The organism is Chryseobacterium metallicongregator (assembly GCF_031324065.1).
GTDB lineage: Bacteria > Bacteroidota > Bacteroidia > Flavobacteriales > Weeksellaceae > Chryseobacterium > Chryseobacterium metallicongregator.
Genome location: NZ_JAVIXS010000015.1, coordinates 292,901 through 315,467, shown reverse-complemented (window position 1 = coordinate 315,467; position 22,567 = coordinate 292,901). Strand labels below are relative to the sequence as shown.

Sequence of the window (22,567 nt, the reverse complement as noted above, 5' to 3'; positions counted from 1 at the left end):
CGTAACCCAATGAGAAGCGAAAGAATCGGAGCGTTGGCAAAATATGTAATGTCTTTGACAACAAGTTCTGCAATGGTAGCTTCTACACAATGGTTTGAAAGAACATTAGATGACTCTGCAAACAAGAGATTAACTGGGTTGCAACATCATAATTTTGAATTTGCAAATATGTATATCTAGATGATCCTGCTTCTCCATCATGACCTTGTGTTACAATGTTTTCTGTCATAGCATCTCCTATCTGCGAATCTCCCGTTGGATTTGATTCTGATACATTTGTACGGGCAATCTGGATAGACTTAGACTCATCTTCGTTTGTAATAGTATCATAAGCATTATTATCTTTTGTTCTCTCTATATTACCATTGTTAAATATTTTAATTTTATCCTCAGCCTGTCTACCATCGGGGTCAATAAATCTAATTGGATTATTCAAAGCATAATTGTATGGAGAAAATCTTCTCGAAGTTTCAGCTAAAGGGTCGATTACTCCCCATCTACCAATATCCGCCATGTACATCCTCGCTCCATAATCATACATCCCAGTCTCTTGCAGTTCCTTGCCGTTGTACTTGTATTGATAAGCATTCTGGGTAGTCGCAGTATAATTATGCAGTAATCCAAAAGGATAATAGTTATTCACTTCTACAATTTCTCCCGGTTTCCATTCTCCAAGGCAACCAAATTTAGGCGAACATGTTGATGTATTATATCTCCTTGGCTGGATAATACCATCTCCATTTGTATCGGTATAACTTAATCTTACATTTCCCAGATGATCTGTAAAATTGTAAACATACTTGTTGAGAAGCGCATCATAATATCCTTCAGAAGTAGGAATGATTCTCAATTTCAATTCTGGAATCTCATTAGGATCAGGAATGAAAGTGCCTTCTCCATCCCATGATTCTCTTAAAAATGTAGTTTTATACTGAAAGCCATCCAGATAATGGGTCTCCAGATCTCCAAAAAGCTTCTTTACTTTTACCCCGTCTGCTCTGTAAAGATAGCTTGTCAATTTTGAGTTTTGGGTAATCTTATCTGGTAAATTTAAATAATTATATTGGATGGATAAATGTAATTATTAACCAGTTATACATATAAAATAAAAGCCACTACAAGAGCGGTGGCTTTTATTCTTACCTCACACACAAAGGATTCGTGCGGTAGCAGGGCAGATTTTATTAATCATCTTCTAAGTTTTCATACTTATAATCTGTTAAAACCAGTATCCCAAAATATTTCCATTCAAATTCATCTTGATAATTGATTCTTAAAATCAATGTCTTCTTTGTTTTTTGAAGTATTTCAATAGAATTAATTATTTTATGATGAGAGGGGTATTTTCCATACGGTGAAGAAGCTATAAAACTTTTAGAGTTTTCTTTTACTAAATTAAATTCATCAAATATTCCTAATTTTATTTTTTCCTGAGATTTAAAGTTATCTGATTTCAAACAAATTATTTTTTGAAAACTTTTACTTACCCCATCATACTTATATAAACTCTCTTTATCAGAATCATACTTCAAATATTCTGACTTCATCGTTGAAGTCTCTTGTTTAAGATAATCAAACATTCCTAAATTGATCTTTTCATTGTTTAGGATTTCTGATTTGTATGTTATAATAATAGGTCTATAAAATTCTAATACCTGTCCTTGTACTAAATTAATGAAAGATAAAAGTAGTACAGATAAAAACGTTATTTTTTTAATTTCCTTTATCATTTTTTTCTTTTTTTGCGTCTTCTCTAACTTTAACAAGTTGATTAACAATTATATCAGAAGGAGAACCTGGCTCTCGCGGAGCGCTTAGTTTAAAGGATTTAGTTCCATATTTAACATGATCAGTATCTGCATCTGTTCCATCTTCTATATGTGCTTTACCTTCATGGTAGATAGCTTCTGCTAAATCATAATTACTATATCCAATAGTTTTTGAATTACCTTCACCATCTACATGTTTAACACTATATCTTAAGTCATTATTCTTTTCTTTAAAATAGTTTTCGTTTAAAGATATCAAATGGACATTTTTATCTCCAGACTGAGATATATCTAAGTTGTTAAATTCAGACATATTACTATATCCTTCAGGAATTGATACTTTCCCATCTTTTACAAGCCCCATAGATTTAACATCTCTTACAGTTTCTGCTATAGTAGAGGAACCAGAACCAAAGTTTTTAGAGTCTATATAAATATCATCAGTTTTACTTGTTCCATATTTGTCCCATAATCTTTTTCCTTCAGGGGTTTTATACAATACTTCTTTTGAAGCTTTAAATGAACCATTGGTTGTTAAGATAATAATATCTATTCCTTGTCTTCCGTCTGGATCTATAAACATAATCGGATTATCAAACGCATAAGTATAAGGACTCCATCTTCTCATCTTCTCCGCCAGCGGATCTACTACTCCCCATCTTCCAATATCTGGCATATAAAATCTTGCTCCATAATCATACATTCCAGTCTCTTGCAGTTCCTTGCCGTTGTACTTGTAGTTGGAATAACTTCCAAAGTTGGAATAGGAAGAACCACCAATATGGTTTAATCCAAATGGATAATAATTATTGGTATCTATAGATTCTAGCATTCCGGCATTATTTTTAGCAAAAGTAACTCTTGTATTTCCCAAGTGATCCTTGTAATTGTAAATATAACGGTTTCTCTAGAATAGAGAGTAAAAGCCACTGTTTTTGCAGTGGCTTTTTGTTTTATTTACGGACACAAACGAGACGATCGCGCCAGCGGGGAGCGTGAGGAAGTAAAACCATCTATTGAGATGGCCACGCAGCTAGCAGAAGCACTGGAAGTGTCTTTGGATTATCTCGTAGGTTCTACGGATATTCTATTGGATAAAAATATTGTTTCTAAAATATTAGATATACAAAAACTAAAAGAGAACGATAGACAACACGTCTTCGCTCTCCTTGATGCGTTTCTCAAACAAACTAAATTGCAAAGCATTTTATAAAACAGCAAACCCGCTCATTGAGCGGGTTTGCTGTTTATTTTTAATTTAGTTTTTTAATTGGATATTGCTACACTTATTTTTTTCATACCAATCTATCCATTCTTTTCTATCTTTTTCATATGCTCCGTAAGGGTATGTTCTACTATAATTCAATGCACTCTCATATGATACATGCGAATAGATTGAAATGAATTTAAGAGACTTATGAAAACTTTCATTTTGATTTTTGGTAATTAAGCTATCAACAATAGCTATATTTTTGTAAAACTCATATTTAAATTTTTTATTTTCTACACACTGTGAAGCCCCTTTCGATAAAATTTCTTTTTTTGTCATAGAACATGAGAAAAAGAACATTACAAGAATAATATTTAATATATTTTTCATAGTTTATGGTATAAGTTTTTTATTAACGTTAATTCCCCCTGTCGCTGTAGTTGTTAAAGTTTGCTCTGTTACAGCGTTTTTACTATCAATAAATCTATCCGCCCCGCCTGTTGTATTTTCCACTCTTGTATTACCATTTACTTTGTTTTCTGCTATTTTGGCTACATTATGGGATACTTCATAATCTACAGCTGTACTACCAGAGGTTTTCCCTATATCCCCCGACTTTAGACCTAACTTAGCTTTTTCATGTTGCTCAACAGTTGAATGAGTTAAAGCTCCAGCACTTGTTGCCCCACCACTTCCTGCTTTGTCAAATTCCGCAATGTCAGCAATGTCGATTTTGTTAGTAACCCAACTGTCAACAACAGTATTCACGTCATTTTCAACCACCTCTTGTTTAACTACTTCACTACTATTTACAACAGCTGAATACTCTTGATAAAATGCTTTTTGTTCAGAAGTCATTTCTATACCAAGACTCGCTATACCTGTTGAAACAAGACTAACTTTTCCTGAACCGTCTACATTCACACTATAAAAACCTCCAGTTCCTTTAGATACTTCATTTTTATATTTCTCGATTGCAGCTTTACTTCCTGTAATAATGATATCAGTAACTCCACGACCATCAGGATCGATAAATCTCAAAGGGTTATTAACTGCATAGTTATAGGGACTCCATCTTCTGTATAATTCTGCTTTCGGATCTACAACTCCCCATCTACCAATATCCGCCATGTACATCCTCGCTCCATAATCATACATCCCAGTCTCTTGCAGTTCCTTGCCGTTGTACTTGTAGCTATAGAAGCTTCCAAACGGAGAAAATGTATCCCCAATATGGTTTAATCCAAAAGGATAATAGTTGTTGGTATCTAAAATTTCAGGAACATCTATGTCACCTTTTGCAAAACTTACCCTGGTATTTCCTAAATGGTCTTTATACTGGTAAATATAGCGGTTTTGCGTGAAACTGTAAAACACTTCTGAAGTAGGAACAAAATCCAGATTCCATTGTGGTGTGATCACTTTTTCTGCATCAGAAATGCTTTTGTAGGCCTGTTCTTCATAAGCGCTGCTTGTTCGGCAGGTCACGCAGATACTTCCATCTTCAAGAGTATATTGAAACCCATCCAGATAATCTGTAGTTTGGATGGTAGTTCTTGCCCCCCTTCCTGTTGTTGTAACGGTGTAGATTTTTCTTAATTTTGTTCCATCTGCACGATATAAATAGTTAAGCGTATTATTAATAGGATTACCAAATGTATTCTGTACAATAGTAAAAGTATCAGACAGGTTAAGATAATTGTAACCAATAGACTGAATCCCCTTATCTTTCATGGCAGTCATATTTCCGTTAAGGTCATAACCAATGATATTATTTCCTCCTTCATATCCTGATGAATTGAGTGAATGTTCTATTACCTGATTCAGACGGTTTCCTGTATATTTATATTCAAGATCATCCACCTGCGTTGCGGTAGTTCCTGACACAGGATAAGCATTCCTCTTCAGGGTCATGATATTTCCATTGAAATCATAGGTCAGATTTTCATTGAAATTATTATTGTAAGGATTGGTTGCTCCGGGGATTTACTAGCTTGATAAAAAATAATTTAATGAAATAATAAAATTAATTATTACAGACACAATTATTACCCAAAAAAAGTAGAATATTTTCTTTTTTTTTCAAAGGAAATTCATCAAACTCAGTAAAATATTTTTTCCACTTGTCATCAAATATACAGATATAAACATTGGGAATAATTATAAATATGAGCGTAATTATTATCAATTTAGATTTTTGAAGCAATGTTTCGCTATAATATATGTACGATAAAAAAATTAATGCTTCAAAAAAGCAAATACTAATAACTGCTTTAAAATCCGATAGAATTTTAGGACTAGAAATATATTCCCAAATTTTATAAAATTTATAATATATATAATAATAGAATTTCATTTATTACTTATTTCGGTTCATGTGCTCCCGTTAAATTAACTCTATAAGGTCCAGCACTATTTACTCCTTTGTCTAATTCAGTTTGAGCTGAGCCAACATCATTAACATAACCATTAAATCCACCTGGATAAAATGCGTCTAGACCAAAATATACTAAAGAAGGCATAGTTCCAACTCCGGTTAAACCATATGCAGCCATACCTGTATTTAAAGACGCTTTACCTGGAGATACTGCATTCGGAGAGTTTGGATCTTTTTTTATGGATACGAGCGAGACGCTCGCGCCAGCGGGGCTTTTCTTAAGCAAACTAAATTGCAAAGCATTTTATAAAACAACAAAGCCAACTCAATTTGAGTTGGCTTTGTTGTTAGAAAACTATCCAATAGTTTCCTGAACATAATCATCAGATTTATAAAAATCTCTTAGCTTTTGACCACAAAATGGACAATGATTTATAACCATTTTTTTAATACTAAAATCAGTAATCAATCCACTATAACCATCAGTAACAAAGTAAGCCTTATCAAAAATATCTTCTATTTTTTTATTATATAATTCAGCTTCTTTTTCAAGAAATTTTTCACTATATTTTACTATTCTAAAGTTTAATCCCATTGTTTTTTCACCATTATAGCGAAATTCAAATTTTTCACAACAAAATTTTTTATTATTCATAATTTTAAGTTTTAAGGATTATGTGGTACTGCTTTTACCAGATCTTTTCCTTTAAATAAATATTCAGTAGATATTGTATTAGAGCCTGAGTGTATACCCGTTTTATATTCCAACTCACCAGTCTTTTCCAACATATACAACCCTGAATTACTCAAATCATACTGCATAACCTGTCCGCCATTTTTAATATAAGTCCCTGCTACTGCTGCATCATCGGTAAGAAATAAAGCACTGCTTCCAGCTTCAGAACCAGTTGTTCCTCTAAATAAAGTTTTTGAAGGATCAAATTCACTAGTAGAAGTTAACATTTTTCCATAGTTTACACCTTCAGAAGCTCCTACCACAGCTTTAGCTGCCGTTCCTCCTGCTTTTGATGCTATATTTCTCACAAGGCTTCCTGCTCCTTCCGTTGCTACAGCCATTCCTCCTTCTATCACTGCTGTTCCAAGTGCTTTTCCTGCAATATTACCTGCAACTGTTGCATCTCCTTTTTTTACACTTGCTCCAGCAATTGCTGGGAATGCGGCTACTGATGCCATCAGATTGGTTGACTTTGAAATACCTGATTTTAGAGCTCCACCTGGATTACTCGCTAAAGATTTAGCAGATTCTATAGGATGAGTTACCACTTGCTTAACACCTTGATAAGTTCCTGTTGCAACACTTCTTGCACCTTGATACATTCCAGAATAATAAGTTTTAGCAAGATTCCACAAATTACCACAACATCCCTGAGCTTCTCTTCCATCAGGATCAACAAACATTATAGGATTATCTAATGCATAGGTATAAGGTGAAAATCTTCTCGACTTTTCTGCTAGTTCATCTGCAACACCCCATCTTCCTAAATCAGGCATGTAAAATCTTGCTCCATAATCATACATACCCGTCTCCTGCAGCTCCTTACCGTTGTACTTATAATTCTTATAACTACCAGATCCAAAGAACGCATTTCCAGTCTTCAGATGATTCATCCCAAATGGGTAATAATCATTAGCATCTGTAATTTCAAGAGCGCCTGCGCTGTTTCTTGCATTTCCAAGGTGATCCCTATACTAGTAAATATAATAGTTTTCTAAGAGAATAAGAAAGCCTCTGTATTTGCAGTGGCTTTACTTTATTTATGAATATAAGCCAAAAATTAAGGTGGAAGTTATTTCACGAAGATCAAAGTCGGAAGACTTTGCGTAGTGGAGATTTATCCAAACATAAATTTAGCTTTAAAAAGTAATTACTTTTCTAGAAAATTTATATTTTTTAAATCCTTTCTCGTTTGCAATTATATCATACTCTTTTGTCTCTTTTGGTAATGCCTGGGAGATCTCATCTTTCAATTTACTAAAATATAAATATAAGTACTTTTTATTTATTGTGTTTGAGATTGGGATATTGTTTAATATAACCTTAGTGTTACCTTTGGGTAATATAAAAAGAGTAAATGATTCATTTGTATTTTGCATGGGAAAATCATTAATAGAATCATTAGTAGAGTCTTGACTATAACTAATACTATCTTTAAAGAAAAAGTTATAATCAATAATAGTTTCTTTTTCTTTATCAATCACTTTGGGGTAAGTTTCTTTTTCTTCAAGGTTATGATAATTATACAACATTACATATTTATCAACATTATTATTATCTACGGAAATCGAAATATTATATAATTCTTTTTTCTTTTCAATTGATAAAATTTTCACCGAAAGGTTACTATTTTCATCTTTTTCTTGAATTACTTTATTTTCTTTGCATGAAAATAAAATTACAAATAACATTATCATCATACTTTTACCTAGTTCGACCTTTAAAATTTTCATATGATGCTCTTAATTTAAATCCATGTTCTTTTCTTATATTATTTTCTGAATATCCATCTTTTCCTACAAATCCAGGAAATCCAGATGCTCTAAATTCAGATTTAGGGTATGTTTCTGTCAATCTTATTCCCTTCAAATCCGAATAACTATGTATAGCATCAGTTTTATTAAGCGTACCATTAAAATGATCTTTTGCATGTATTAATTCATGTCCTAATATAATAAAGTTTGGTGCTGTTTCGTACATAGTCTTTCCATCTTCTCCAGAAACTCTTACATCTTGTTTTCCTACAGGGTTAAATGTTATATCTGAATCTGTTCCGACACCATTTGATGCGGCTTCATTATTTTCAGCTTTAGCAAAGCTACTTTTACCAATTCTTACATTAACATTATGCTCATCAGTTATTAAATCTCTGATTAATTGAGTTCCATTTTCATATTTCCCATTTTTTTCAAACTTGTCAATTACAACATGTGTTTTTCCATTAACACCTTTAATAGTTGACAATTTATCTCTAGTTAATTTTTGGAGATTTGCCATTATAGCATCAATACCTTTTTGATCAGTCCCACTTGGAATAGTAATATCTTTTGCTTCTCTTCCATCAGGATCTATAAATCTAATCGGATTACTAAACGCATAATTATAAGGACTATGCCTCGTCATCTTTTCCGCAAGAGGATCCACAACACCCCATCTTCCTAGATCCGGCATATACATCCTCGCGCCATAATCATACATACCCGTCTCCTTCAGCTCCTTACCATTGTACTTGTAGTTGTAATAACTTCCAAATTTGGAGTAGGAAGAACCACCAATATGGTTTAATCCAAATGGATAATAATTATTGGTATCTATAGATTCAAGCATTCCGGCATTATTTTTAGCAAAAGTAACTCTTGTATTTCCCAAGTGATCCTTGTAATTATAAATATAACGGTTTTCTATGAAACTGTAAAATCCTTCCGAGACAGGTATAATTCCAGTTTTCATGAAGGTTGGAGGTGGACACGAGCGAGACGCTCGCGCCAGCGGGGGAAAAACAAAAAGAATCTATCTTTAATATTATCGATATGGCACTTTACAATCTTAAACTTAAGAAAACGCTTTCTAATGCTTTAGCATTATAAAACACAAACCCCACCGCAATGCGGTGGGGTTTATTTTATCTATTTTTCTTAGTTCATCCTTTTTAATAAAACCTTAATTCTATCATAAAGTTTCTCATTAGATTTCACTTGTTCCAATTGTTCTTGAAAAAAAATATAGGATTTCTGTTTTGAGTCAATTATATAGGTTCTCCTTTTTGAATTATCTAAATAAGTAATCTTATATGAACCATATTCAAAAATATTGTCAGATTTGTTAGTGTTTTCATTTTTCTTATTTAAAACACCATCCTTTAATAAAGAAAACGTACTTCTATCCACAACATAAATATCATTGTTTAAGTCTTGATGCTTTTTTGTGGTTATCCTAAAAATAGGTAAAGGCTTATCTGATATTCCTATTGGTTCATATATTAATTCTTGTGAGGCACACGATGTTAATGCGAATAAGAAAAATAAAAATACCATTATAGGCTTAAAATCTTTTTTTTTCATACGAATAAATTTAAACCAATCAAGGTGTTGTCGTTGGGGTTGGTAATAATTTTTTATTATAATCATCAATAGTTGTTTTTTGAAAAGAAGATTCGTTAGGACTAACTTTTAATTCCTGAACAGCAGCAGCTCCTCCCTGAATTTCAAAACCATAAGTAACAGTAACAACAGGTTGGTAACCTTTTCCCGTACCATCATTCACAACTACAGACAGTTCTCCTTCCCAGTTTGTTCCAGTTTTAGTAGCATCTCTAGTAGGTCTATCATAAAAATCTAAATCCTGACCATTTATATTTTGATAGCTCGGTAATTCAGCATTCGTCCAATAGAAAGGCAAGTTATCATCTGCGGGTTGAGGGTCATTATATGGGGACGTTGCACCTCCTAATGGGTCATTCGTTCTAATTGTTTGTACATATTGAGCATCAGCTGTCCCTGCTTTTCCATCACTATAAGAAGCTTGAATTTCAACTCCTGCACCATTTTGACTATGAGAAGCATAGCTTTGAATACTTAATCCTTTATACTCTTTTCCAACATAATCATATCCTTGAGGTGTGTTATTAGCCGAAGTTACATTCGCTCTCCACACTACTTCTCCTGTAGTTTTATTCTTTATCCAATCATCAGGTTTCCTTCCATCAGCATCTATATATCTAATTGGATTATTAAAAGCATAATTGTAAGGACTGTAACGGCGCATTTTTTCCGCGAGCGGATCTACCACACCCCATCTTCCAATATCGGACATGTACATTCTCGCTCCATAATCGTACATCCCCGTCTCTTGCAGCTCCTTACCATTGTACTTGTAGTTGTAATAACTTCCAAATTTGGAGTAGGAAGAACCACCAATATGGTTTAATCCAAATGGATAATAATTATTGGTATCTATAGATTCTAGCATTCCGGCATTATTTTTAGCAAAAGTAACTCTTGTATTTCCCAAGTGATCCTTGTAATTGTAAATATAACGGTTTTCGGTGAAACTGTAAAACCCTTCTGAAGTGGGGACAAAATCCAGATTCCATATAGGCTTAGGAAGTATTGGACCTGCTATTTTTGAATAGGCCTGAGGCTCATAGGCTGATTCTGTCATACAGGTCATGCATATTCCTCCTTCATCTATATAAGAATATTGGAAGCCATCCAGATAGTCCCTCATTCGGGTGATAGGAAGCCCCATATAACCCTGCTGTACAATAGTTTTACGAAGTTTTTCTCCATCAGCACGATATAAATGATTTATATTCGTGGTAATTATCTGTCCCGAATATCCTGTATTCTGTATTGCTATTGATTTTGGCAGGTTCAGATAATTGTAACCAATAGACTGAATCCCCTTATCCTTCATATCGGTCATATTCCCGTTAAGGTCATAACCAATGATATTATTTCCTCCTTCATATCCTGATGAATTGAGTGAATGTTCTATTACCTGATTCAGACGGTTTCCTGTATATTTATATTCAAGATCATCCACCTGTGTTGCGGTAGTTCCTGACACAGGATAAGCATTCCTCTTCAGGGTCATGATATTTCCATTGAAATCATAGGTCAGATTTTCATTGAAATTATTATTGTAAGGATTGGTTGCTCCGGGTTCTGTATAAATAGCATCATTTAATCTATTTAAGGGATCATAAGTATAAGAATATCTTTTCAAGGCTCCCTCCGAAGCATTTATCCAATCTACCTCTGCTATATTTCCATTGTACCTTCCGGATGATAAATTCGTGTAGACGGGATTAGTATATTTAATTTCATATCCAAAGAGTTTTCCATTCAAAGCAGCTGGATCGTTGATTTTAGCCAGCCAGCCTCTGATATTATATTTATAATCTATCGATTGTAATGGACTTACAGGATCTGTTCCCCCTACCTTCTTATTAGTCACCTGAGAAAGTTCATTATAAGTATTCTGGGTAAGAATTTCTACCGGATTACTGTCTACCTGATGTTTGTGTACCAATAACCTGTTCTGGCTGTCATAATCAAACGTTTCGGTAACCACTCTTTCAGTATCCGTGTTAAGTCTTTTATGTTTTGTTACCGTCTGTTTCGTAACTCCTGCAAAATCCAGTTTGGATTCTGTATGGGTATAGCCTCCCAAATGATTGATAGAATGACCTCCAATAGCTCTTCCTTTTGTATCGTAATAGGTATAATTCTTTGTCCAGTTATCATCCTCAATGTTTTTTACAAAACTCATTACAGGCAGCCCTTTCGTACTTCTTCCGTCAGCTGCAGGAATTTCAGTCAATACAGGTTCTCCCTGAATTGTTGAAGGGAATGCCGGATTAAAACTGTAGGCAGGATAAGAATCGTAATAATTAACAGTTAACACCTGGGCAACACTGGTGGGAGTTGAAACCTTAGTATAATTTACAGCTATACCGTTTAAGGTAAATCCAGGAGTGGCAGTTCTGGTTTCATATAAATTAGTATTGGCATTGACACTATTTTGCATTGATACCCTGCTGGCAGTATTATTAGTGATTCCGGTATAAACGGTTCTTCCAAACTGATCATATTTAGTAAAAAGCCATTGTCCTTTTCCTTTAAGATCAGTATCCTGAGTCAGAATAAGCTGATCAGCCTTATTATACACCATATATTCCCAGCCTTTGCCGGGAAGCTTTTTTTCCACCAGCCTTCCCCTGCCATCATAACGGTACTGATAGCATAAGGTATTGAGAAGATCATCCGTAATAGGCTTATGAACAGCCATAGGAGGAATGACAAAAGCCAGCTGGTCATATTCATTGTACACATAATAAGTATCAATATGTTCCGAAGAACTCTTTACTTTCTTTACCAATACAACCTGACCTTTACCATTTTTAAATTCTATGGTTTCATTATCATCCTCATCTTTGACAGAGTTTTTATAAAGCTGGTTAGGGGCGTACACTGTAGCAGGCGATAAGCTCAGTACACTTTTAGTAGCTCCATCTATCCAGCTTGTGATCGTGGTAAACTGATAGACTTCATTCAATCCGTTGGTGTCATAACCAAACTTCACAGATTTTCCGTTCCAATCATTACCTACCTGTTTCTGTTCCATAATCCTGTCCAGAGGTGAGTTTTCCAGCACTTTTTCAGAATAGATCTTTTCATTCCCGTAGGTGTTAGTAGAAACACCCAAAGGTCCTGAATAATAGTTCCCGTTACTTGTGGAAAGCTGGGGAACCGGAAGATAATCTTTCACCTGTCTTCCAAACTGGTCATATTCTATATGGGTAACAACATCTTTTCCCAATGGAGAAGCTTTTATATTGACAATTTGTTTGGATCTTCCCAATCCGTCAAAATACTGTATGGTTTCTGAGGATTTGGTAGCAGCTGTTCCATTATAATCTAAATATGTTTTAGTCTGAATATAATTTTCATTGCTTGAAATCGTGGAAAGCTGGGCGTATGTTAAGTTGGATAAGAGCAGGACTCCTATCGGTAGTATGAGTTTTTTCATCAGTTTAGTTTTTATAATTGTATTTCATCTCCTTCAACACTTTGCCATTCACATCGATCACTTTCTGAAGCCTGTTGGCGGAATCATACCCATAGCTTTCTCTGATTCCTGATGGTGGGGTGATGCTTCTTACCCCAACTAATGGATCATACGTAAAAGTGGTAATCTGATAAGCGGACAATGCTGTATTAGCTCTGAAGGTATTCAATGCTGACAAGAAAGTCGTTTCATCATTGCTGGAACCAGCTAAAGCATCTGTATTGGAAGCTGTAACAATGGAATCAATTAAAGACTGTTGAATATCTGTTAATTTGGCTCCTTCTATTTTGGCAATAGGCTGGGTTTGGTAGTAACCCCAAACGATTACGGTTGAAATACCGTCTTTTGTGGTGTATTGCTTAAGATTTCCTTTGGAATCATATTGATCATAAGTAACTTCGGTAGTAGGATTATTCTGAAGATCATACGACAATGCTGAGCTTGGAAGTAAGGTCAATGGATTATCATATTTGGTTTCCGTTCTTGACAGTACTTTACCCGCAGCATCATTGGCATTTTGTTTTTTTGTGACCTGTGTCTCTATTGGAGTATCAATGATATTAGCATTAATAAGTTTCTGAATGCCTTTTTCATGAGCATACTGATAATCTGTCACAACATTTTCCCCGGATGAAAATGTAGATAATGTACTTTTTAAATTGATAGGTTTATTAATATCCGTATCTGAATAAGTGTATACAGTCTGATTCTCAACCTTTTTCCCTCCCTCAAAATATTCTGTTACCGTTGATTTTTTACGTTCTATCTTTCCTCCGTAAATTTCTACAGCACTCATATTGACCTGATAAGAGGATAATGGAGGTACGTTAAAATTCTCTACATTGTAAGGTACAATATCCAGATCAAGCCCAAACGCAATCTCTTCATTGGTAACGGGATTATATCCTGATAGCTTATTTTTCAATGGATTGATGTCATATTTAAATGTTTCTTCTTTTAGAATATTAGCTCCTTTCTTATACGTCGTTTTTAACGGGAGTCCATATCTCCAATCATCATATGGTCCTGTCTTATCCGAATAAACAGAGCCTACCCCGGCATTTCCATCTGCAAATTCATAAATAGTTTCTCCCAGATCGTTATACTCTTTTACCGTAGAATAGGTGACTATATTGGACATGCTATAAGAATTATAAGCACTTCCTGTATTCTGAACCATATAATCTCTCTGGATATAGTCCGATGCTCCTGCATTTTCTACGCTTGGATGAGCTACTCTGTAAAAAGGTTTAACAAATTGAAACGGACGTTTAAGCTTTCCTGAACCTTTATAAACTCCTGTATTCGGATCAGCCCTTTCATAGCTGTAGTTATAGATATTGGATGTATTACCGGCATCTACATCTTCTACTTTTTTTATTCTGAGCCCACCAACATTTGAAATTAAATTGGTTGCAATTTGTTTGTTATATTTGATGTTAAATGAAAAATCACAGCCACAGTCTCCTATACGCTGCAAACGTAATTGAATGGGGCTTGTTGTAGCACCAAATTCTGCCGTAAAGCTTTTTCCGTTAGAAGTATATACCTGTCCTGACATATTTATGCTGCCCTGGCATCTGTTTTCATGGATCTGGGCAATGTCATCATTATTATTCATACAGCCATTTCCAAAAGTAATTTTAAATCTTGCATTAGGCTTATTCATAAAAACAGATTGCGGAACGGTAACCAATGTATCACGAATAGGCTTCACAAAAGTACCAGGGTCTTGATTATTGCCTATACTCATATAACTTTCATATGCGTCAATGGTAGAATATTGGGTTGTTTCAATGGTATTGCTTTCATAATAAAGATTTTTAGAAGCACCGGTAGGATATTTAATAGCTGTTAAAACTCCAAGTTGTGCAAAATTAGGATTCGTATTTCTATTTCTACCTCCGATTATTGTGCTTTGGCTCGCCCCGATATTACTCGAAAAAATCTGATCCGGGATACTGGTGTTTGACTTGCTGTAAAAGGTATTATTAAAATATCCCCAATAATCATCATTATTAGAATTTCTTGCAGGAAGAGGAGTATTTTCATTATAAGAAAATGCATAACTCTTATTTTGAAGATTATCTTTTAGGCCTATGAGTTTAAGCCTGTAATCTTCATAGGTTTTATCAACAGAGCTTGATTCAAAATAAGAATGATTCAGTAAAAAATCTTTTACTATTTTTCCTGATTTGTCCTTTACTACAATTCTTTTCAAAGCAATACCAGCAGATGATTTGATATCTTTTCTATACAGTTCCTCCCCTACAGTGGTTAAATTTTCATCTCCCGAATATTTAAATTCAATTTGTCCTTCAGGAAATGTAATTTTTGTAATTAATTTTTCAAAGTTCGTATTGATATCAATTCTCGGTGGTGGAGATGTTTGAATTAGAGGAAAAGGAGTATAGCCCACCGGAGCATTTTGAGAAGTCAGAATTCTACTTTCAAATTTACTCTCTTCGGAATAGTTTAGCTTTTTTTGATATTCAATTTGTATTCCCTGATTTCTCGAGGTACGCAAGCTATCCATTAAAAAAGAATTGACAGCCAACTGAGCAACCGTTTGAGATCGTTTAGTCATCACTGAGTTTTTCCCCGACAGCCAGAATTTGTTACCTTTTGAATCTGTTATGGTAAAACTACCATTATCAGGCAGTCTTTGAATTAAAATATCTTCATGAGGAACCGGAAAACCTTTGTTATTATTTATTATAAAACTGCCATTTACGGTAGGTAGGCTATACGAAAACAGATCGGGCTGCACATCATACATCCCATCATAAAGAAACCCTAAGACCTCTTTTTTTGCATTATCATTCCATGGATCAATGGATGAATATTGATAGGCTGTATTGTAATCTTTAAAATAAATCGGGAAAAAATCATCATCTTTTCCCATAATATTCTTTGAAATGGTATTGGGTATGGATAATGACCATCCTAATCCTACTGAGCTTGAAATCTCATTCTGTTTAATTCCTCCTGTATTATAAGAAAGCTTAATGGGAAAAACCATATCTCCTAATTGAATATCATAAATGGGAATTGATATATTAGCTTTCCCGTTAAACAGATCCATAGGAAGCTTTCCTACTTTATCAAAGCTGTAGGCATCAGGGGAGGTTGGAAAAGATAAGACCTCTTTATTCTGCTGCGCATTAATTCCGATTCCGGACTGTGAGTATCCAAATGAAAAAATAGACAACAACGCTATTACAAATATTTTTTTCATCAGTTTATTTCTTAATTAATTTGGCATTCGCCGTTTTGTTGGTATCAGTTTTTATCGTCACCAGGTAAGCTCCCTGTACCAAAGCCTGGGTATTGATCTTTGTGACTCTGTTTTTGGTTTTTATACTTTGAAGCTGCCTTCCGCTCATGTCATACAGCAGAATATCAGCATCTTTAAAGTCAAAGCCAATTTCTACATAAGCATAATCAGAAACAGGGTTGGGATAGATTTTGATATCGTATTTTTCAATCAGCTGATCTACCTGTTTATCGCCCAGTTTCACAATTTTCCAGTTCTCTTTTCCGAGTTCTTCTGCGCTGGTTCCTGCCAGAATAATCGAACCGTCTCTGTTGAGTTTTAAATCTGAAAGCCTTTCTTCTTTTTGTCTGGATTCTCCCTTCACGTGTTTTCTCCACTGCTCATTTCCATTCTGGTCCAGATAGAGCATCCAGAAGGTTTCATCATCGGTTTGTATTCTTCCTTCAGCCTGAGTATAACCTCCCAACAATATTCCTTTTGTAAAGTCTTGATTCTTGGTTCTTGTATCTTGGCTCTGAATCACACTCATTCCCATTAGAATATCTCTGTTTTTGAAATTGTAAGATTTTTGCCACTGCTCGTCTCCTCTTTCATTGAGAGCAATCAGCCAAAGGTCTGTTCCTTCTTCAATGCCTACGGTTTTGTTTCCTGATCTTTCTGATCTTGATTCTCCGCCAATGATGAAACCTGTTGAAGTTAAAGCCAAAGTTCTGACATGATCATCTCCTTTTCCTCCAAAATTCTTTTCCCATTCTACTTTTCCATTTTTGTCGAGCTTTACGATCCAGTAATCACCCTCACCGAAGTTTTCAGTTTGTTTCGAGTTTCGGGATACGAGGTGCGGGTTTTGAACGTTTGATGCAGAACCCGCACCTCGCATCCCGGAACCTTGTTCAGATCCCGAATCACGAACCTCGGAACTCCTGGAATAAATCCCAAGTAGTGCACCTCCATCTCTTGTTGGAATCATCTTTTCCACTTCATCCAAGCCTTTTCCGCCTAAAATTAATTGGGAGAGTTCTTTTCCGTCTTTGTCTAATCGGGTAATTGAAACATCTTTTGAACCGTATCCTTTGGGTGAGTTCTGTATATTTCCGGCCACAAAGAATCCTAAATCGGTAGTTTGAATAACAGATCTTGCTTCTTCATCGGAAGAACTTCCCAGAGTTTTCTGCCACAATTCATCACCAAATTCATTGATTCTGATCAGCCAGATATCTGAACCGCCTTTAGAATCGTCTTTTTTGTCTAATCCTTTTCCTGAATAAGATGTTCCGGCTAGTAAAAAACCTCCATCCTGTGTAGTAACAGTCGCAGACAGGTAATCATGGTTTTGTCCTGAGAAATATTTCTCCCAGACTTCCTGTCCCTGTTGATTGAGTTTTACCAAATGAAAATCATAACCGTTGTTTTGCTTACTGCCTGAAGCCTGTTGCTTATTGCTCTGAATAGAACTTCCTGTGATCAGATACTGCTGATCAATGGTTGTGGTGACCTGGCTCAGAAAATCCTGGGTAGAGGATTGGATGTCTTTTTGCCACATCACTTCCTGGGCAGATACACCCAGAACCGTGCATAAGGTAAATGCACTGAGATAAAATTTTCTCATTCCCGTGTTGTTTTTTGAGTTAGTAATTAGTTTATTAAAACGAAGCGAATTTAGTACTTTTTAAGACACGAAAATCATCATACTTCAACCTGCTATAAATCATACTATTAATAATCAAATTTACTTTATGTTGTATTACAATTTATCTTATTATAATGCAAAAATATCTATCCGCAGCGACAGAACCTGTCGTGTTAAAAATAAAATTCTAATCAGAGAATTCAGTATCAATTAAGAAATTATATCACCCAAAAGGCAATATTCCTATTAGCTTATCAACAATAAAACACTTTCTCTATATCATATTTAACTAATTCATTATCAACTATTGCCATAATTTATTTTTATCAATAAGTTTACTACATGATGAGAAAAAGCTACTACCAAAAATTGGCATTTATGGTCACATTGCTGACTGTTTTATTGGTCTATCAGAAATATACCAGCCGTGAAAAAGAACCGTTTCCTGAAGTTATGTTCGTCAAAGATGCTTTAATACCAGTAAACCTATCAGATTTTGATCCCAATGCGCTGAACAATGAACAGTGGCAGAAACTTGGATTTTCAGAGAAACAAACAGCGACCATTCTGAAGTATAAAGATATTGTAGGAGGAACATTTACTTCAAAAGAGCAACTGAAAAAATGTTATGCTATTTCTGAAGAGAAATTCAGTGAACTGGCCGCTTTTATTTTGCTTCCTGAAATATCAGAAAAAGGAAATTCCAAAAGATTCACTACATATGAAAAGAAAGGAATTATAATTTCTGGAAAATTCAATCCTGATCAGTTTTCTGCCAATGACTGGCTTAAAATGGGCTTTAGTGAAAGACAGGCAGAAGCCATTATAAAGTATAGAAATTATCTTGGGGGAAGTTTTATCAGTAAAGAAAAGTTTAAAGAATGTTTCATCATCTCTCCGGAAAATTACAGTAAACTTGCTCCTTATCTTTTGCTTCCGACAAAAACTCCGGAAAACTTCAGGAATTTCGGAAAGAATAATCCTGTAAAATCCAAGATTCAATATCATCCATTTGATCCTAATCAGCTTGGTCTAGATGAGTGGAAAGCACTGGGATTTTCAGAAAAGCAAGCAATCACTATCATCAATTACCGAGACAGGAATTTACGGGGAAACTTCAAAAGCTTAGAAGATCTGCAGAAATGTTTTGTGATCTCCGCCGAGAAATTTCAGGAGATGAAACCTTATATCAAACTTCAGGAAAAACAACAGGAAAAAACAGATTTTTCAAAAACAGATCTTAATACCATTACTTTCAAGCAGCTTATAGAATTTGGACTGGATGAAAGAAGTGCAGGCTCAATAATTGGCTTCAGAAAGAAACTGGGAGGTTTTATGAATAAGCAGCAAATTTTAACCACCTACAACATAGATCAGAATCTGGTTCAAAAACTGATTTCAATAGCCCCGTTGAATATATCAAATGTTCCCCGATATTCATTAGTAGAAGCCCCTGAAGAATGGCTTAAAAATCATCCTTATTTCAAGTATTCAGCAGACAAAATCATATTCTACCGGATCAGTAATCCTGATGATAAAAAAATATGGAAACTTTTAAAACTGAAACCTGAGTATGAAGAAAGAATGAAATTATATGTAAAATAACATGAACCCTACATTGGCTAAAACTCTTCCAAAATAATATTCTGGAAGAGTTATATATACTGTAAAATAATATTTTACATTTCAGTGATGCATATAGTTGCTTGGCCCATTAGTTCCTTCAATGGATTCCGGCAATATTCCGTATTTATTACGTAAATCTACTGTGCCTAATTTTTTCTCAGTATTAATATCAATTATACTAATCGTACCGGAATTTAAGTTGGGAAGATCCAATAAATTATTTTGTACCGCAACTACCTCTTTTCCGGATTTGGTTTTAAAGAAAGCCATATGATGTGCACCTTTATCCGCATCAAGAGTCTTCAAAAGCTTTAGCTGAGGGAGATTATTAATATCAAAGACAAGTACTTTTCCAGGTTCCGCAAAACTTACATACAATTTGTTGGAGTCATCAATATACATTTCGAGTGCCCAGCCTAAACCTTTTGCACTACCATCAAAAATCTTAGTAAAAGCATCATATTTTTTTGTTGTAACATTATAGGGAGCTATCCAGATATCTCCACCAAGCATTGTTGTAGCAAGTGCATATTGCGGGAACTTTCCGCGCAGTAACAATACTTCTACAGGAGCTGATAAATCAGTCGGAGAGTCTGCAACCTGATAGGTTTCCTTTATTTCGTAAGTATTGAGATCTAATAAAGTACAGGTATTACCCATTCCGGTAGTAAGATCAGGGTGAATAGTGGATGATACCATCATCAATCCTTTTTCCTCATTAATGGAAATGCCGTGTGGATACATGATAAACCTATTGGGATTAGTTTGAATGGGTGCTTTAATCGTTTTGATAAGCTGATTATTGGCCGCATTAAAAACACCTATACTACCATCTTTTGGTCCTCCTGCCCCACCCATAAAGGTCATAAAATATCTTCCGTCATTCGTGAAAAATAAATTTTCCCCTACCGTATTCTCACCCGTATCAACAGGAGTTGCGTTCAATAATATGGGTTGCCCGTTTTGGTCTTCCCCGGTTTTTACCTCATAGAGATAGCTGCCTCCCAAAGCAGTTGTAAACATTTTATTGGCATTCTGATTGTAATAAATATGATGTGGCAGTACACCAATGCCCAATTCAAGTTTGCTGCTGATATTTCCAAAATTGGGTGCTTCAGGATCGAGTTCAATAACGGCAATTCCGTCTGGTAATCCTTTTAAACTTCTGTAATCAATGTAAAACGAAGAATCATGCGAATGATCCGGATTATGATTATCATTTTGACAACTCACTACTATTACCAAAGTAATCAATACTAGAACTGAATTAAGTTTTAATTTCATGATTTTCAGGTTATTATTGTTGGCATTATAAATATAAAACATTTTCAAAGAAAAATAAAATATATTACACCAATACGTGAAAAATAATAAATAGCAATAGCAAATAATGCTTCCCATAGTTAATAGCGGAAAGCATGAAATTGAAACCGTTAAAGTATTTTAGATATTTTTAATCAATTGTTTTACTGGAATCTGCCAGCAAAGAATTGAGTGTATTAAGTTCTTCGTCTGTCATATCTCTCCATTTACCGACCGGCAAATCAAGTTTGATATTCATGATACGGATTCGTTTCAGTTTTTTCACTTCGTATCCAAGATATTCACACATTCTTCGGATCTGTCTGTTGAGTCCCTGAGTAAGAACAATTCTGAAATTCATTTCATCAATCTTCTCTACCTCACATTTTTTAGTCACGGTATCAAGTATTGGAACGCCGTTTCGCATTTTTTCCAAAAATCTTGGTGTGATAGGCTTGTCTACACGAACAAGATATTCTTTCTCGTGGTTATTTCGCGCTCTAAGAATTTTATTGACGATATCACCGTCACTCGTTAAGAAGATAAGTCCTTCGCTTGGTTTATCCAGTCTTCCGATAGGAAAAATTCTTTTGGGATGGTTGATATAATCTACAATATTATTTTTTTCACGTTTTGTATCTGTAGTACAAACAATTCCCACAGGTTTATTAAAAACGATATACACAGGTTTTTCCTGAGGCTCTCTGATTGGTTTTCCGTCTACTTCTACAAGATCTTCATCAGAAACTTTGGTTCCTAATTCAGGAATTTTTCCGTTTATCTTGATTCTTCCTTCTTCCAAAAGTTTATCTGCTGCTCTTCTTGAACAGTATCCTACTTCTGATAAATATTTATTGATACGCGTTTTTTCCATTAGTCTTTTCCGTAGCCGGTATAATTTTTATTGCTGAAAATAGTACTTTCATAATGTAAGTTTATGAAAAAACCATCAGCTTATATTCCCAGTATTTCCTAATACAAAGTTAGGAAGAAAATAATATTCCTATGGCAGTCAAACCATAAACAATACTTTCTGGTGATGCACTATTCTCAATATCCTGAGAATTTTTAATTTAATTTTTACAGACCTTCGAATCTGTACTCGTTATTCAGGAACTGATCTGTAGCATCTTCAATGGCATACTCACCAATCTTGGTACGTCTTAGCTGTGTCAGATAAGCTCCTACTCCCAATTCCTGGCCAATATCATGGGCAAGACTTCTGATGTAAGTTCCTTTTGAACATCCTACCATAAAACTTACCAAAGGAAAATCAATTTTTATATCCTTGATGTAATGAATCGTTGTTTTTCTTGCTTTCATTTCCACTTCTTCACCAGCTCTGGCAAGGTTGTAAGCTCTTTCACCATCAATTTTAATAGCCGAATAAACAGGTGGTTTTTGTTCAATTTCCCCAACAAATTTTTCCAATACTTCTATTACTTGTTCTTCAGTAATATGGGAAATCTCCTGTTGAAGAATTTCAGGCTTTTCAGTATCGTAAGATTCTGTCTGTACACCTATCTTAATCTCTGTCCAATATTCTTTGGGAGCATCCTGAATCTCCGGAATTTTCTTTGTAAATTTTCCACAGCAGACGATAAGAAGCCCAGTTGCTCTGGGATCTAAAGTTCCGGCGTGTCCGATTTTAAATTTTTTAGGAAGATCAAACTCCCTTTTAAGTTTATATTTCATTTTATTGACAGCCTGGAAGGAAGTCCAGTCCAAAGGCTTATCCAATAAAAAAATGTATCCTGATTTCAGTTCTTCAGCAGTCATGAATGGTAT

General features: G+C 34.7%; 18 protein-coding genes and 1 pseudogene. 2 read left to right on the top strand and 17 right to left on the bottom strand.

Annotated elements, in window-relative coordinates; all coding sequences use genetic code 11:
- Positions 1-400: 400 nt before the first annotated feature.
- From REB14_RS16720 to REB14_RS16710, 3 genes and pseudogenes are all read right to left on the bottom strand, one after another.
- Positions 401-1,072: pseudogene (locus REB14_RS16720) on the bottom strand (RHS repeat-associated core domain-containing protein); the annotation flags it as partial.
- A 112-nt stretch (positions 1,073-1,184) separates the two neighbouring features.
- Positions 1,185-1,730 (bottom strand): hypothetical protein, encoded by a 546-nt coding sequence (locus REB14_RS16715; RefSeq protein ID WP_309522737.1) that lies wholly within the window; start codon positions 1,728-1,730, stop codon positions 1,185-1,187.
- On the bottom strand, positions 1,714-2,643 hold the full coding sequence (locus REB14_RS16710; protein WP_309522736.1) for an RHS repeat-associated core domain-containing protein: 930 nt from the start codon (positions 2,641-2,643) through the stop codon (positions 1,714-1,716). The genes REB14_RS16715 and REB14_RS16710 overlap by 17 nt, the downstream gene beginning before the upstream one ends.
- Before the next feature lie 147 nt (positions 2,644-2,790).
- Here REB14_RS16710 and REB14_RS16705 point away from each other — a divergent pair, with 147 nt between their 5' ends.
- Positions 2,791-2,982 carry a hypothetical protein gene (locus tag REB14_RS16705; protein WP_309522735.1) on the top strand — a complete coding sequence of 64 codons (192 nt, stop codon included), beginning with the start codon at positions 2,791-2,793 and terminating at the stop codon, positions 2,980-2,982.
- Positions 2,983-3,027: 45 nt separating this feature from the next.
- Here REB14_RS16705 and REB14_RS16700 read toward each other — a convergent pair whose 3' ends face one another.
- The 11 genes from REB14_RS16700 to REB14_RS16650 all read right to left on the bottom strand — a co-directional run bounded on the left by REB14_RS16700 (position 3,028) and on the right by REB14_RS16650 (position 17,830).
- Entirely contained in the window at positions 3,028-3,369 is a 342-nt protein-coding gene (locus REB14_RS16700; protein WP_309522734.1) for a hypothetical protein, read from the bottom strand.
- Between the two features lie 3 nt (positions 3,370-3,372).
- The gene (locus REB14_RS16695) at positions 3,373-4,893 is read right to left on the bottom strand and encodes an RHS repeat-associated core domain-containing protein (RefSeq protein ID WP_309522733.1); all 1,521 of its coding nucleotides are present in this window, start codon (positions 4,891-4,893) and stop codon (positions 3,373-3,375) included.
- 449 nt (positions 4,894-5,342) lie between these two features.
- Positions 5,343-5,654, bottom strand: coding sequence for a hypothetical protein (locus REB14_RS16690; protein WP_309522732.1), 312 nt, complete (start codon positions 5,652-5,654; stop codon positions 5,343-5,345).
- Between the two features lie 57 nt (positions 5,655-5,711).
- Positions 5,712-6,011, bottom strand: a complete 300-nt coding sequence (locus REB14_RS16685) for a hypothetical protein (protein ID WP_123275965.1) — start codon at positions 6,009-6,011, stop codon at positions 5,712-5,714.
- An 11-nt stretch (positions 6,012-6,022) separates the two neighbouring features.
- On the bottom strand, positions 6,023-7,018 hold the full coding sequence (locus REB14_RS16680) for an RHS repeat-associated core domain-containing protein (RefSeq protein WP_309522743.1): 996 nt from the start codon (positions 7,016-7,018) through the stop codon (positions 6,023-6,025).
- 213 nt (positions 7,019-7,231) lie between these two features.
- On the bottom strand, positions 7,232-7,825 hold the full coding sequence (locus REB14_RS16675) for a hypothetical protein (RefSeq protein WP_309522731.1): 594 nt from the start codon (positions 7,823-7,825) through the stop codon (positions 7,232-7,234).
- A complete protein-coding gene (locus REB14_RS16670) occupies positions 7,797-8,822 on the bottom strand; it encodes a M91 family zinc metallopeptidase (RefSeq protein ID WP_309522730.1) in 1,026 nt (341 codons plus the stop codon). The genes REB14_RS16675 and REB14_RS16670 overlap by 29 nt, the downstream gene beginning before the upstream one ends.
- 185 nt (positions 8,823-9,007) lie before the next feature.
- Positions 9,008-9,433 carry a hypothetical protein gene (locus REB14_RS16665; RefSeq protein WP_309522729.1) on the bottom strand — a complete coding sequence of 142 codons (426 nt, stop codon included), beginning with the start codon at positions 9,431-9,433 and terminating at the stop codon, positions 9,008-9,010.
- A gap of 19 nt (positions 9,434-9,452) precedes the next feature.
- Positions 9,453-12,905 (bottom strand): DUF6443 domain-containing protein, encoded by a 3,453-nt coding sequence (locus REB14_RS16660; RefSeq protein WP_309522728.1) that lies wholly within the window; start codon positions 12,903-12,905, stop codon positions 9,453-9,455.
- 4 nt (positions 12,906-12,909) lie between these two features.
- A complete protein-coding gene (locus tag REB14_RS16655; RefSeq protein ID WP_309522727.1) occupies positions 12,910-16,182 on the bottom strand; it encodes an RHS repeat domain-containing protein in 3,273 nt (1,090 codons plus the stop codon).
- Between the two features lie 4 nt (positions 16,183-16,186).
- On the bottom strand, positions 16,187-17,830 hold the full coding sequence (locus REB14_RS16650) for a T9SS type A sorting domain-containing protein (RefSeq protein WP_079241030.1): 1,644 nt from the start codon (positions 17,828-17,830) through the stop codon (positions 16,187-16,189).
- A gap of 399 nt (positions 17,831-18,229) precedes the next feature.
- Here REB14_RS16650 and REB14_RS16645 point away from each other — a divergent pair, with 399 nt between their 5' ends.
- Positions 18,230-19,456, top strand: coding sequence for a ComEA family DNA-binding protein (locus REB14_RS16645; RefSeq protein ID WP_238594383.1), 1,227 nt, complete (start codon positions 18,230-18,232; stop codon positions 19,454-19,456).
- An 81-nt stretch (positions 19,457-19,537) separates the two neighbouring features.
- On the opposite strand, the gene REB14_RS16640 is transcribed toward REB14_RS16645, so the two are convergent.
- From REB14_RS16640 to truB, 3 genes are all read right to left on the bottom strand, one after another.
- Complete coding sequence (locus tag REB14_RS16640; protein ID WP_145953220.1) at positions 19,538-20,761, bottom strand: YncE family protein; 1,224 nt, start codon at positions 20,759-20,761, stop codon at positions 19,538-19,540.
- Between the two features lie 169 nt (positions 20,762-20,930).
- Entirely contained in the window at positions 20,931-21,653 is a 723-nt protein-coding gene (rluF, locus tag REB14_RS16635; RefSeq protein ID WP_079241027.1) for a 23S rRNA pseudouridine(2604) synthase RluF, read from the bottom strand.
- 206 nt (positions 21,654-21,859) lie between these two features.
- Entirely contained in the window at positions 21,860-22,558 is a 699-nt protein-coding gene (gene truB, locus REB14_RS16630; RefSeq protein ID WP_079241026.1) for a tRNA pseudouridine(55) synthase TruB, read from the bottom strand.
- Between the last annotated feature and the right edge of the window lie 9 nt (positions 22,559-22,567).